Source organism: Streptomyces stoeckheimensis (genome assembly GCF_045822005.1).
GTDB lineage: Bacteria > Actinomycetota > Actinomycetes > Streptomycetales > Streptomycetaceae > Streptomyces > Streptomyces stoeckheimensis.
Map to the genome: position 1 here is coordinate 960,772 of NZ_CP169550.1, position 12,590 is coordinate 973,361.

Annotated in this window: 12 protein-coding genes; 7 read left to right on the forward strand and 5 right to left on the reverse strand. The window is 67.9% G+C overall.

What is annotated here, in order from left to right; genetic code table 11:
• Positions 1–21 precede the first annotated feature (21 nt).
• Genes ACE1OC_RS04350 through ACE1OC_RS04370 form a run of 5 tightly spaced genes read left to right on the forward strand, consistent with a single transcriptional unit; the run spans position 22 to position 5,731 of the window.
• The gene (locus ACE1OC_RS04350; protein WP_407835877.1) at positions 22–582 is read left to right on the forward strand and encodes an NADH-quinone oxidoreductase subunit J; all 561 of its coding nucleotides are present in this window, start codon (positions 22–24) and stop codon (positions 580–582) included.
• A complete protein-coding gene (locus tag ACE1OC_RS04355) occupies positions 579–884 on the forward strand; it encodes an NADH-quinone oxidoreductase subunit NuoK (protein WP_266448361.1) in 306 nt (101 codons plus the stop codon). Before ACE1OC_RS04350 ends, ACE1OC_RS04355 begins: the two co-directional genes overlap by 4 nt.
• Positions 881–2,806, forward strand: coding sequence for an NADH-quinone oxidoreductase subunit L (locus tag ACE1OC_RS04360; RefSeq protein ID WP_407835878.1), 1,926 nt, complete (start codon positions 881–883; stop codon positions 2,804–2,806). Before ACE1OC_RS04355 ends, ACE1OC_RS04360 begins: the two co-directional genes overlap by 4 nt.
• Before the next feature lie 4 nt (positions 2,807–2,810).
• A complete protein-coding gene (locus ACE1OC_RS04365) occupies positions 2,811–4,316 on the forward strand; it encodes a complex I subunit 4 family protein (RefSeq protein ID WP_407835879.1) in 1,506 nt (501 codons plus the stop codon).
• Entirely contained in the window at positions 4,313–5,731 is a 1,419-nt protein-coding gene (locus ACE1OC_RS04370) for an NADH-quinone oxidoreductase subunit N (RefSeq protein WP_407835880.1), read from the forward strand. The genes ACE1OC_RS04365 and ACE1OC_RS04370 overlap by 4 nt, the downstream gene beginning before the upstream one ends.
• Positions 5,732–6,092: 361 nt before the next feature.
• On the opposite strand, the gene ACE1OC_RS04375 is transcribed toward ACE1OC_RS04370, so the two are convergent.
• Positions 6,093–6,479 carry a hypothetical protein gene (locus tag ACE1OC_RS04375; RefSeq protein WP_407835881.1) on the reverse strand — a complete coding sequence of 129 codons (387 nt, stop codon included), beginning with the start codon at positions 6,477–6,479 and terminating at the stop codon, positions 6,093–6,095.
• Between the two features lie 363 nt (positions 6,480–6,842).
• Between ACE1OC_RS04375 and ACE1OC_RS04380 the strand changes: the two genes are divergently transcribed.
• The gene (locus ACE1OC_RS04380; RefSeq protein ID WP_407835882.1) at positions 6,843–7,202 is read left to right on the forward strand and encodes a cupredoxin domain-containing protein; all 360 of its coding nucleotides are present in this window, start codon (positions 6,843–6,845) and stop codon (positions 7,200–7,202) included.
• A gap of 170 nt (positions 7,203–7,372) precedes the next feature.
• On the opposite strand, the gene ACE1OC_RS04385 is transcribed toward ACE1OC_RS04380, so the two are convergent.
• The 3 genes from ACE1OC_RS04385 to ACE1OC_RS04395 all read right to left on the reverse strand — a co-directional run bounded on the left by ACE1OC_RS04385 (position 7,373) and on the right by ACE1OC_RS04395 (position 10,235).
• On the reverse strand, positions 7,373–8,965 hold the full coding sequence (locus ACE1OC_RS04385; protein ID WP_407835883.1) for a multicopper oxidase family protein: 1,593 nt from the start codon (positions 8,963–8,965) through the stop codon (positions 7,373–7,375).
• A 76-nt stretch (positions 8,966–9,041) separates the two neighbouring features.
• Positions 9,042–9,467, reverse strand: a complete 426-nt coding sequence (locus tag ACE1OC_RS04390) for a hypothetical protein (RefSeq protein ID WP_266448344.1) — start codon at positions 9,465–9,467, stop codon at positions 9,042–9,044.
• A gap of 99 nt (positions 9,468–9,566) precedes the next feature.
• The gene (locus tag ACE1OC_RS04395; RefSeq protein WP_266494544.1) at positions 9,567–10,235 is read right to left on the reverse strand and encodes a TVP38/TMEM64 family protein; all 669 of its coding nucleotides are present in this window, start codon (positions 10,233–10,235) and stop codon (positions 9,567–9,569) included.
• A 365-nt stretch (positions 10,236–10,600) separates the two neighbouring features.
• Between ACE1OC_RS04395 and ACE1OC_RS04400 the strand changes: the two genes are divergently transcribed.
• Positions 10,601–11,269 (forward strand): M23 family metallopeptidase, encoded by a 669-nt coding sequence (locus ACE1OC_RS04400; RefSeq protein WP_266448339.1) that lies wholly within the window; start codon positions 10,601–10,603, stop codon positions 11,267–11,269.
• Positions 11,270–11,310: 41 nt separating this feature from the next.
• Here ACE1OC_RS04400 and ACE1OC_RS04405 read toward each other — a convergent pair whose 3' ends face one another.
• Positions 11,311–12,351 (reverse strand): NlpC/P60 family protein, encoded by a 1,041-nt coding sequence (locus tag ACE1OC_RS04405; RefSeq protein WP_266448336.1) that lies wholly within the window; start codon positions 12,349–12,351, stop codon positions 11,311–11,313.
• Positions 12,352–12,590 lie beyond the last annotated feature (239 nt).

Consider the following 12,590-nt stretch of genomic DNA (forward strand, 5'->3'; position numbering starts at 1 on the left):
AGGACGGAGGTGCCCCGCACCATGAATGACGTGGCTTTCGGACTGCTGGCCGCCCTGGCGGTGGTCAGCGGTGTCATGGTCTTCCGGTTCGATTCCATGGCGCGCGCGACGTTCTCGCTGCTGACCTCGCTGCTGTGCGTGGGTGGGGAGATGCTTCTGCTCGGCCTCGACTACCTGGGCATCGTCACCGTGCTGATGATGACCATCGAGATGGCCATCATGGCCGTCTTCATGGTGATGTTCATGATGAATCCGGCCGGGCTCATGCCGATGACGATGATGCACAACAAGAAGGGCGCGGCCGTCATCTGCGGTATCGCGTTTGTTCTGCTGGCTGCCGGAGTCCTGCTGGCACCCTGGCCCGCCAGGCAGGGCAAGGCCCCGGCTGACCCGACCATGGACCTCGGGATGTCCCTGATGGGGCCCCAGATGCTCACGATGATGGTCCTGGGCATGGCCTTGTTCGCCACCATCGTCGCCACAGTGGTACTGGCCACCCGGCGCGGGCGCTACGACCGCTTCGGCGACGATCTGCGGGCGCCGCAGGCCTCCGATCCGGTACGGGGCGGCGTCGGCCGGTGAACCTCGAACTGTTCCTTCTCCTCGCCTCCGCGTTGTTCTGCGTCGGCCTGTTCGGCGCGCTGACGCAGCAGTCGATCGTGATGCTGATGATGGGCCTGGAACTGATGCTCGGCGGAGTGATCCTCGCGGCCGCTTCCGCCTGGCGTTACATCGCTCCGGCCGCGGCCGAGGGGCAGGTGCTCGTGGTCGTCGCCATCACGGCGATGGCCCTGGAGATGGCGACGGGGTTCGCCGTGGTCACCGCCCTCTTCCGGTCCCGTGAGATCGACATGACGGACATGGCGGCGGAGCTGAAGGAGTGAGCGTTCTGCTGTGGGCGCTCATCGCCCTGCCGTTGGCCGCGGGTGCGCTGCTCGCACTGACCGGACGGGCCGCGGACCGGACTGCGCCAGGCGTAGCGGTCGGCGTCGGCGTTGCCGCCCTCGGCCTGGCGGTGGCAACGGCGCTGCGGCAACCGGCCGTCGAGGCGCCCCTGCTTGAACAGCTTCCGGTACGACTGGCGGTGGACGGGCTGTCCGGGGTGTTGGTGGTCACCGTCACCGCGGTCACGCTGGCTGTTCTGCTCTACAGCGCGGCCGAGTTCGGGGCCGACGAGGCGCGCGCCCGTTTCTTCGGGCTGATGCTCCTTTTCGCCGGGAGCATGCTGGTCACCGTCACCGCCGTCACCCTTCCGGTTCTGCTCATGGGCTGGGAGGTGATGGGGGCGACCTCCTGGGCACTGATCGGCTACTGGTGGCGGGAGCCGGAGCGTACCGCTGCCGCCAATACCGCGTTCCTGACCACGCGCACCGCCGACATCGGCCTCTATCTGGCCGCGGGTGCGGCCTTCGCGAGCGGCCAGGGCGGCGCTCTCACCCTCGACGGCCTCGCTCGGGTCGGTGACCCCTGGCTGTCCCTCATCACCGCGGGCGTCATCGCTGCGGCCTTCGGCAAATCCGCTCAACTCCCCTTCAGCTTCTGGCTTTCGCGGGCGATGCAGGGACCCAGCCCGGTCTCCGCGCTGCTGCACTCCGCAGCCATGGTCGTGGCCGGCGCGTACCTGCTGCTGCGGACCGGGACACTGTTGGATGTCTCGGGATGGGGCAGCGATGTCGTGGCCTGGACAGGGGCGGCCACGGCCATCGGCCTCGGTCTCGTCGCGGTGGCCCAGATCGATCTCAAGCAGTTGCTCGCCGCGTCCACCTGCGCCCAGATCGGCTTCATGGTGCTCGCTGCCGGAGTCGGTGCCACCGCCGGAGGAACGCTGCAACTCGTCGCGCACGCCGCCGCGAAGAGCCTGCTGTTCCTCGTGGCGGGTGTCTGGCTTGCGGCATGGGGAACCCAACGGCTCCCCTCGCTGCGCGGAGCCGCTCGCTATCACCGGGCGGTGGGAGTGATCTGCACGGTGGGCGCCGTATCGCTGGCCGGGTTGCCTCCCCTGTCCTTGTGGGCCGCGAAGGACGTGCTGCTCGCCGCCGCCCTTGCCCGTGATCCGTGGCTGTATGCCGCCGGGCTGGCCGCTGCCGTGCTGTCCGCCGTCTACAGCACCAAGCTCCTGTGGTACGTATGGCATCCGACCTCACGCCGCGATGACGTTCGTCCGGTTCCCAGCGGCGTGGTGCCGCCGCTGGCCGTGCTCGCCGTCGCCTGCGTTGCCCTGACACCCCTGGCCTTCCCTCCCGTGATCGACGCGATCGGACGCGTCCTCGGCGCCCCGGCTCGACCAGCACCGCACGCCTGGGAGCTGGCGGTTTCCGGCGCTCTTGCCCTAGCAGCGGCCGGGGCCGCCTGGGCCTGGGGGTCCCGCCGACTTCCGCTGCCGCCCCGGGTTAAGGCAGCATGCCGGGACTGGCTGGGCTTGGAGCGTGCCGCCCACGCCCTTGTCGTGTCGCCCGTCATGTGGACCGCCCGTACCGCGGCCACCTTCGACGACCGGATTCTCGACCGAGGTGTCAGCGCTACGGCCAAAGGCGCCCTCCACTTCGCACGCTGGACTGACAGCACCGTGGAACGGGCCGTCGACAGAAGCGTCAGCGATACCGCCAAGGGCGGCCTGCACCTCGCTCGCTGGACGAACAGCGTCCTGGAGCGGGCGGTCGACGGCGGCGTCGGCGCTGTCGCGGACGCGGCTCGGGCACTCGGCCGCTGGGCCCGACGACCGCAGACCGGTCAGCTGCACCAGTACCTCGCCCAGGCCGTCACCGGCTTTACCGTCCTCGCCATCGTGCTCGTCCTCGTGAGGTGACCGCTTGCTCACCGTCCTCGTCTTCGCGCCGACCGCTGCCGCGCTGCTGCTCCTCGGTCTACCGGCCCGCACCCCGCAGACGGTGTTCCGTACCCTCTGGGTGGCCGCGACCGCGGCGGAACTCGCCCTGGTCATCGCCCTGTGGATCGGCTACCGCTCGGGCGGCGGCATGCAGTACGAGGTACGCACACGGTGGATTCCCAACGCCGGTGTGGGCTACCACGTAGGCGTCGACGGACTGTCCTTGCCGCTGCTCGCGATGACCTGCGTGCTCTTCCTCGCGTGCGCCCTCTACTCACTGCGGGAGACCCGCCGGATCCGCGAGTTCGCCGCGCTCTTCCTCTTCCTGCAGACCACCTGTCTCGGGCTCTTCGTCGCCCTCGACCTGATCCTGTTCTTCGTCTTCTTCGACCTGTCCATCGTGGCGATGTACTTCGTCATCGTGGGATGGGGCCACCGGGACGCGGCCCGCGCGGCGCTGAAGTTCTTCCTCTACACCTTCATCGGCTCACTCGCTCTGCTACTCGGCTTCATCGGCCTGTACCTGGCCGCCTCCCCGCACACCTTCGACATGGTCGAGCTGACGAAGCAGAACCCGCTCGCGGGCCGGTCCCTATACGGCGGCCTGGTCCTCCTCGCCATCGTCGTCGGGCTGGCCGTGAAAACCCCGACGGTGCCCTTCCACACCTGGCTGCCGCCCGCGCACACCGAGGCGCCCGCCGCCGGCTCCGCGATCCTCGCCGGAGTCCTCCTGAAGATGGGCACGTACGGGTTCCTGCGCATCGCCATGCCCATGCTCCCGGACGCGTGGCGGCGTTACGCCCTGGTGCTCGTCGTCATCGGGGTCGTCTCGGTCCTCCACGGAGCACTGGTCGCCCTCGCCCAGACGGACTTCAAGCGCATGGTCGCGTACACCTCCGTCAACCACATGGGGTACATCATCCTCGCGATCGGCGCTGCCGCCGCGACCGCGCAGGGGCCCGCACAAGCCCGGTCACTCGCGATCACCGGATCGGTCACCCAGATGGTCAGCCACGGACTGATCACCGGCGCGCTGTTCCTGCTCGCCGGTGTTCTGTACGACCGCGGCCGCACGCACGACATGGGCGCCTACTCCGGGATCGCCGTCGCCGCACCCGTCTTCGCCGCCATGACCGGCTTGGCCGCGTTCGCCTCGCTGGGTCTGCCGGGGTTCTCCGGCTTCATCGCGGAGTTCCAGATCTTCACGGGAAGCCTCGGTCCACGGCCTGTGGCCACCGCACTCTGCGTCCTGGGCATCGTGATCACGGCCGCGCTGTTCCTCCGCGCGCTGCAACGGATCTTCATGGGTCCCCTGCGACTGCCCGACGCGCCGGGCACTCCTCGCACGTTCCCCGACATCCGCCTGCATGAGAGCGCCGCGATCGTTCCGCTGCTGGTCCTGGCCGTGATCCTCGGCGTGGCCCCGCGCTTCCTGCTCGACGTCATCGAGCCGGCCTCCCAGGCTGTGCTGGAGCTGCTCGCCCGATGACCGACATGAACGAGAACCCTCTCGCCATCCTCCCCGAGCTCCTGCTCGCGGCCTCGGCCGTCCTCGGACTGCTGCTCGGTGCCTGGCTGCCCCGGAACCGGCAGTGGATCGTCGGCGCACTGGCAGTTGTCGCCTGCGCCGGCGGGATCACCGCCGCCGCTGTGGCGGCGAGCGGTCCGACCCTGACCGCCTTCGGCGACGCGTACGCCGTCGACCCGGTCACCAGCACGTCCCGGATCGTGATCATCGGCGGCACCGTGCTGGTACTCGCCCTCGGCGCGAGCCCGCTGCACGCGCACCCCCGGGAGAGCGAGTTCTTCGTCCTGATCCAGCTCACGGCCCTCGGCTCCCTCGTTCTGGCCGGGGCACAGGACCTGCTTCTGCTCGCCGCCGGGTATCTCCTCGCAAGCATCCCCGCCTATACCCTCGCCGGGTTCCGCAAGGACGGCCCCGGCACGGAGGCGGCGCTCAAGTACTACGTGATCGGCGCCCTGCTCGGCGTCCTCATGCTGACCGGAATCACCATCCTGTATGCGACCGGACGTGCCACCGCCTACCCGGCCCTCGGCACCGCCCTTCGCGACGCGCCCGAAGTACTCGTCGCCACCGGAACCATCGGGCTCCTCGCCGGGATCCTGTTCAAGGCCGGAGCCGCGCCGGCCCACTTCTGGGTGCCGGACGCGGTGCAGGGAACCAGCCCTCCCGTCGCCGCGCTGCTCACCACGCTGCCGAAAATCGGCGCCCTGGCGGCCCTCTTCCGTCTCGGCGATGTCGTCCTGTCGGGCAGTACGCTCCCGTGGCCCGCGCTGATCTCTGTGATCGCCGCCGTATCCATGAGCCTCGGCAATCTGGCCGCCTTCTTCCAGCAGGACGTCAAACGCCTGCTGGCCTACTCGACGATCAGCCAGGTCGGCTACCTGCTGATGCCGGTGGCCATGGCGGGACGCTCGGACCTCGCCCAGGAAGCGCTGCTGTTCTACGCGGCCGCGTACGCCGTCACCAATCTCGGCGCCTTCGCCGTGGTCTGCGCCCTCCCCCGGGCCCTGAGCATCGACGATTACCGAGGCCTGGCCCGGCAGCGCCCGCTGCTGGCCGTCAGTCTCGTCATCTGTCTGCTGGGCCTCGTCGGCACCCCGCCCACCGCGGTCTTCGTCGGCAAGCTCGAAGCGTTCAGCGCCGCCTTCGACGGCGACTACGCCTGGCTCGCCGTGCTGGCCGCCGTGAACACCGTCGCCTCGCTCTTCTACTACCTGCGTTGGATCATGCCCGCCCTGTCACGCGGCACGGGGGACAAGCTCCGCGGCGGTGACCGCGGGGCGCGCGGAGCCGCATATACGGCCACCGCCGTCTCCATCGGTCTCGGCCTGGCCGGGGGCCCGGTCCTGGCTGTTCTCGACGGTCCCATCGCCACCTAGCTAGGGACGTGCCTGCGCCCAGACCACCTGGAACAATGAGCAGTGAGGTTCCGGTACTCGCACGGCGCCCCGCCCCCTCGCGGGACGCCGACTGGGGTGATGATCATGGCGGCCCTGGTAGCAGCGTTGATCGGCGCGCTGATCTTCCTGGCATTGATGTACGAGATAGCTCGGCTGATCACGCCGAACGAGAGCCGTCTCCCTCCTCTGGCACGTTTGCGGGGACGGCGCGCAGCCCTGGCGAACGCCGAGCGCTGGTGCGTCGGCCTGCTGCTGCACGGCCAGATCGGTACGGCCGACTACCAGCGGCGGATGAGCGGCCTCGCCCACGGCCACAGGACGTTATACGGCTCACCGGCAGTCAGAGGTCGGTCCAGCCATGCTTGCCATGCAGTGCATCGGCCTCGGCCTCGTCGAGCCAATCCAGCTTGAAATACCGGCCCCGTAGCTCGAAGACGCCTACGGACCAGTCCCGGAGTTCCTGGTCCAGAGCTTCAGCAGGAATGATGCCGTCGTCAAAATCGGGAACTGCCTCCGTCGGGCCGACGCTCATCAGAGCCCACTCGGGAAGCTCCCTCGCATCCACCCAGCGCCTGCGCCAGAACGGCCCCGCCTGCCACCACCACGTGGTCACGCGGATCACCAGAACACCGACCACCTCGTCACCGTCCAAGACGCGAGCCGCAGCGCGGCGGTAGGGATCAAGTCGGGTGTCGGTTTGCGGCTCGGGCCGCTCACGTCTGGGCACGCCCCCATTCTCCAGTCGGCCAGCGCGGTGTTGGTGACTGCGGTGCGGGATGCCTGCGCCGTCCCATCATCGGAACCGCCTGTCGAGAGAGTCTCAGCACGGACATCTGCCGCCCGCCGAGGCGGCGCCACGCCTTCAGGTGAGCTGACGAGGCGAATGGCGGTACTTGATGAAACGGGCGCCCCCGGGGCAGGCAAATCTGGGTATAGCGGATACCAGGGCCATCCTGAGTCGGAACTCTGTACCGACAGTGACCCCAGCCACTGATCGCCATAATCAGGCTTCTTCCGGAGGGTAAGCCCCATGCCGACTGCTACGTCCCGCCGAACCATGGGCCGTGCCCGAGGAGCGGCACTCAGCGCCATGTGCGCATTGCTCGCGCTGGTCGCCTGCACGGGCAACGGCAACGGCAACGGCGCCAACACAACACCGGGTCCAACCAGCACGTCATCCGCGACGCCCCAAGGCACGGAAGCACGGATCACCATCAAAGGCTTCAACTTCATGCCGGCCGACCTGAAGGTGCGCCCTGGTGAAAAGATCACCGTGTCGAACTTCGACTCTGCCCCGCACACAGTGACCGCCAAGGAAGGCAGCGCCTTCGACACTGGCAACATCGAAGGCGGCCAGTCAGCCACCTTCACGGCCCCGTCTAAGCCCGGCAGCTACCCCTTCTTCTGCTCGCTCCACCCGCGCATGACGGCGACACTCACCGTCGGCTGACCCGGGACACGGCTGACGTTGGCAGAGGCCGCAGACCTCCGGCGACGAGAGTTGCAGCTGCCGATGAGGCCAAAGTGGAGTTGCCGCGCAGTAGCGGCAACCCCACCCCTCACTTGCTCACCTCATGCGTAGCGACCGAGCAGCGCCACGCGCCGCACAGTCTCGTGCGTCTACCTCAGGTACCCGAGAGCCGTCATCATCCCGGATTCCGCGTGGTAGACGTTGTGGCAGTGGATCATCCACAAACCCGGGTTGTCGGCGTCGAAGTCGACGTCGAGGGTCTTGCCGGGCAGAACGATGGCGGTGTCCTTGCGTGCGCCGCCGTTGCCCAGCGCAAAGGTGTGGCCGTGCAGATGCATGGGGTGCCACATCTTGGTGCCGTTGACGAACGACAGCCGCACGCGCTCGCGCGAGCGGACCGGATATCGCTGAGCCGGGTCGTACTTCTTGCCGTTGATGGCCCAGTCGTACTTCTCCATCGTCCCCGTGAGCTTGAGCTCGATCGTGCGGTCCGGCCTGCGGGAGTCCAGTCGGACTGACTCTGCGGCCCGAAGCTGACCGGCCTGGAGCACTTTGGCGTCCAGTTCTTTCGGGCGTACGGACGCCTGCGGCGCTGCTCCGCCACCGGTGCGAAGGAGGGCGAGCGCCGTGCGGTTCTTGCCCTCGGCCAGCGCGGTGAGAGGGAAGACGCCGTCCCCGGCGGTGACGAGGACGTCGTAGCGTTCACCCATACCCACCAGCAGGGCGTCCGCTTCCGTCTGCTCGACGGGAAAACCGTCAGTGTGGGTGACCGTCAGCTTGTGACCGCCAAGGGCGATCCGGAACGCCGTGTCACCACCGGCGTTGATGATGCGCAGCCTGAGGCGGTCACCCGGCTTGGCCTGGAAGGTCTGGGGATCCTCCGGGGTGCGGCCGTTGATCAGGTAGTGCGGATAAGCGACGTCGCCCGCGTCGCCGCCGAGAAGGTCGCTCGTCGCTCCCATCATCATGCGCGACGGGCTGGACGGCTTCGGGGCGGGGGTTGCCGTGGTGCTCATCGACATGTTCGACATGTCGTGTCCCCCCATGCCGCCGGAGTCACCCATGTCCATCCCGCCCATGCCGTTGCTGAGTTCGGCGAGGACGGCGTCCGGGGTACTGCCGTCGACGCCGTCGACCCAGTCGTCGAGGACGATGACCCATTCCTTGTCGTACTTCAGCGGCTCCTTGGGGTCCTCGACGATCAGGGGGGCGTAGAGGCCGCGGTCCTGCTGGACACCGGAGTGCGGGTGGAACCAGTACGTGCCCGGGTGCGGGACCGCGAACCGGTAGTCGAAGGAAGCCCCTGCCTTGACCGGGCGCTGGGTCAGACCGGGCACGCCGTCCATGTCGTTGCGCATCGCCAGGCCGTGCCAGTGGATGGAGGTGGCCTCGGGCAGGTTGTTGGCGAGGGTGAGGGCGAGGGTGTCGCCGGCCGTGATCCGGACCTCCTGGCCCGGCAGCCGGTCTCCGAACGCCCAGGACCTGACCGTACGGCCACCCAGGTCGAGTGGAGTCTCCACGGCGGTGAGCTTCACCTTCCGTTCCGGGCCGGGCTTGCGAAGCGCTTCGGTGGCGGTGACCTCCTTGCCGTCCGGGGTCACATAGTTTTCGGCGGACGACACGGCGTCGCCGGCCGAGGAGTGGTTCATACCGCCCATGGAGCCGGAACAAGCGGTCAGCAGGCCGGTGCCGGCAACGGCGAGTCCGGCGCCCAAGACAGTGCGACGGGTGGGTTGGGTCATGACTGAGGAACCTCGTAACGATGTCGATGCGGGAAAGAGGAGCGCGATGCCGCTCCTGGCGGAGCGGCCTGCGGGCCTATATACGCAACAACGACAATCGGGCGAGGAAAGTACTACGGCTGACTGGCGGCGGCATCGGCCAAAGTGCGCGCAGGAGCCGCGCGAGCCCGGCGAGCAGGAGTCCCGAGAGCCGATATCTGCTGGAGGGGGAGACACGGAAGACCACCGTGCACGCGGTGAGCAGGGCCAGGCAGACGAGGGCGGTGTCCAGCCCCGGCAGGGGCGTGTGGCCGCCCTTGGCGGGAGCCGCGTCGGCAGTCGTCCGATGCTCGCCATCGACGGTGACCACGGTGAAGGCGACCGTAGCGAGCCGGTCAGGTGTGCGGGACGAAGCGTGCTCGGCGGGATGACCGAGCACGTGCATCGTGACCAGGCCGACGAGCAGCGCAGCGGACAGTAGAAGTCGACCGCACCAGGCGGCGGTCCTCCGCTGTCGCTCCATCGCCTACTCCGTCGACCGTCTCGGCTGAGGTAGTGATGATACCGGGCGGGGGTATGGATTCAATGAGTGCCCTCGCGGACGTGGACCTGCTCCGGGCGGTCAAACAGGCTCGCCGGCGCCCGACGGGACCATCGTGCGCCGGGCTCGCCTCATCGACACGAGCGTGAGCAACGTCATGGCGATCATCGCTGCCGTCGAGAGAAGGAAGGCAGGAGAGGTCGGCGAGGAGGCGGACGCTCCGGCGATCACGTATGCGGTCGTCCCGGGCAGCACACCGAGTGCCGTCGCGGCGACGAAGGGCCAGAGGCGGACTCCCGAAAAGGCCGCAGCCAGGTTGATCGCCTGGAAGGGAACGCCGGGCACGATGCGGAGGAGCAGCACGCTGCGAAAGCCTTGATCGGTAAGCCGCCGGTCGAGGGCAGCGAGGGCCTTCCTCTTCAACATCGGCCTAAGCGCGTCCCGGCCCAGGCTTCGTCCAAGACCGAAGGCCAGCACCGCGCCGAGAGTGGTCCCAGCGACCGCCAGCACCAGGCCTTCGGGGATCCCGAACAGGACCCCTGCGGCGGCGTTGAGCACCGGCTTCGGGAAGAAGGCGAGGGTGGCGAGCGCGAAAACAACGACGAAAGCGGGCGCCGCCCAGATCCCCGGGGCCGCAGAGGTGAAGCCCTGCGAAAGGAGCCGTTGCGGACTCCACAACAGCAGGGAACCCGCCGCGGCCGCCAGTAGGGCAACGAGGAGAGCGAGCCGAGCAGGCGGCGGTATGTGCACTCGCCGAGTCTACGGCAGTCGATTGCTGGCAACACCGATTGCCCTGCCGACTCCTACAAGACTTAAACCCACCCGAGTAATCGGTGATGTCTCGCACATGACCCGCATCACATACTAAGCTACTTAGGATACCTTGGGACGTACTCCCACTCTTCGAACCTGGGGCAGGACTCTCCAGTGAGGGCTGGGCCCAGGCACTGGACAGCGCTCACTTGGCCGCCGCGGAAGAGCCGCCAGCCCCGTCGCCGCTGCTACTACAGGCGGGCGTAGACGGACCCCTTGTTGCTCTCCGAAGGGCGGGATATCAAGGTACGGACCTCCTCGGATACCGCCGGGGATTCATTCGTTCCTTGGAGAAAACGCGTATGACGCAGCACGCCAATTCCAGTGCCTCGAGCAAGGCAATCCTGCGCCGCCGCGCTGCCGTGATGGCTGTCGGCATGGGGGTGTCGGTCGTACTCGGCGCGGGCGTGGCGCTCGCTGCGGAGCCTCAGGCGGACGCCTTCACGTACGTGGCGGGCGAACGTCTCGCGGCGACCGTGACGGCCCAGGTTGAGGGGCAGAAGCAAGCGGCGGACGCCAAGGCCGCCGTGGACCTCAAGAAGGGGGCCGCAATCAAGAAGAGCCCGGCCGCTTGGGTGAAGCCGCTGAACAAGTACACCATCGGCTCGACCTTCGGCCTCGGCGGCACCATGTGGTCCAACAAGCACTCCGGCCAGGACTTTGTGGCCCCCACCGGCACCTCCGTGAAGGCCGCGAACCGCGGGACCGTGGTCGAGGCCGGATGGGGTGGGTCATACGGGAACAACATCGTGATCAAGCATGGAAACCGTACGTACACCCAGTACGGGCACTTGTCGAAGATCGGTGTGCGAGTCGGGCAGAGCGTGACGACGGGCCAGGAGATAGGCAAGGTCGGCAGCACCGGCAACTCGACGGGCCCCCACCTGCATTTCGAGGCGCGCACGTCTCCCGTCTACGGCTACGCGATCGAGCCGCTGAAATTCCTGCGAGAGCAGGGCGTCTCGGTGTGACGCTGGGCCGGTCCCAGATCTGGGTGGAGCCCCGCGACGCATCAGCTGATGCGTACGCCCCACATGAACGGCATTCCGCTGCGGGCGATGGATTCGTACCGCACCTGGGCGCCGGGCTTGGGCGAGTGAAGGATCTGTCCGTTGCCGGCATAGAAGCCCACATGGCTCAGGTCAGTACGCATGATGATGAGGTCACCAGGCTTGAGCGCGCTCAGGGAGTTGATCCGCGTGCCGGCGTTCGCCTGCGACTGGGACGTGCGCGGTATGGACACACCTGCTTGGCGGAAAGCCCAGGAGGTCAACCCGGAGCAGTCGAAGGAGTTCGGCCCGCTGGCTCCCCACACGTAGGGCATACCGACTCTGCTCTTGGCCGCACTGAACGCTGAAGCGGCCCGCTGGGAACCACTGGCCTCGTTGCCGAGGTCGACCCGCTCACTGGCGCGGTTCGCCCGTGCCTCCTCAGCGTCGATCTTCGCTCGCTCTTCGGCCGTAAGCGTGCTCAGCAGCCTTCGCGCCTCTGCCAACTTGCCCTGGATCTCGGCCTTTCGGCTTCCCAGTTCCTTGCGCGTTGCCTCAAGGTCCTTGAGCTTTCCAGCGGCCTCGCCGCGCTGCTGGTCCAGCGACCGCTGCTGCGACAGGAACTGTCGCAGCAGACCGGCCTGCCTGTCGCTCACCCTCCCAAGCCGCGAGGCCTGGTCGAGGTAGGCGTCTGGATCGTTCGAGAGCAGCAGCTGGACCGACGGGTCCATGCCCCCGCCTCGGTACTGTGACGCGGCTAGTGAGCCCAGGGTGTTCCGCAGGTCATTGAGTTCGCCCTGCTTGCGGGCGGCCGCCTCCTGGAGGCTGGACACGTCCTTCTGCAGCCCCTCGGATTTTTCTTCCGCCCCGTTGTACTTCTCAGTGGCCTGCGTCGCTTCCTCATACAAACGGTCGACTTGGGCTTGGACGCCCTTCTTGCCCGGGTCGGGCAGAGGGTCAGCCGAAGCCGACTGCGTCGACAGGGCAACTGCCGCTGCCGCAGTCGCGGTCAGCACGGTCGCGTAGGCCGGGTTCGTCTGTTTGGGACGACGGTGGGATGCCACTGAGGCAAGCTCCTTCTTCCTCAGCCGCCTGACAGGGAAACAAGTCCAATCCCCCGCTTCGAGGAGCACAGGGGATTCAGCGGCACCTCCGCTGCCACCCGGGGCGGGTGATCGACCGTGCGAAGGGTTCGGCCGGATACTAATCAGTTTAGTGGCTCAGTGGCAACGAGCGGCAGGCAGATATGACGTCGCCCCACGGCGGAAACGATCTGATAGGTGATGTTCACGATGTGGCCAAC

Bases quoted from the DNA above. Each gene is read 5' to 3' on its own strand.
- ACE1OC_RS04390 (WP_266448344.1), bottom strand. From the start codon at position 9,467: ATGGAGCGACAGCGGAGGACCGCCGCCTGGTGCGGTCGACTTCTACTG.
- ACE1OC_RS04400 (WP_266448339.1), top strand. From the start codon at position 10,601: ATGACGCAGCACGCCAATTCCAGTGCCTCGAGCAAGGCAATCCTGCGC.
- ACE1OC_RS04370 (WP_407835880.1), top strand. From the start codon at position 4,313: ATGACCGACATGAACGAGAACCCTCTCGCCATCCTCCCCGAGCTCCTG.
- ACE1OC_RS04385 (WP_407835883.1), bottom strand. From the start codon at position 8,965: ATGACCCAACCCACCCGTCGCACTGTCTTGGGCGCCGGACTCGCCGTT.
- ACE1OC_RS04350 (WP_407835877.1), top strand. From the start codon at position 22: ATGAATGACGTGGCTTTCGGACTGCTGGCCGCCCTGGCGGTGGTCAGC.
- ACE1OC_RS04380 (WP_407835882.1), top strand. From the start codon at position 6,843: ATGTGCGCATTGCTCGCGCTGGTCGCCTGCACGGGCAACGGCAACGGC.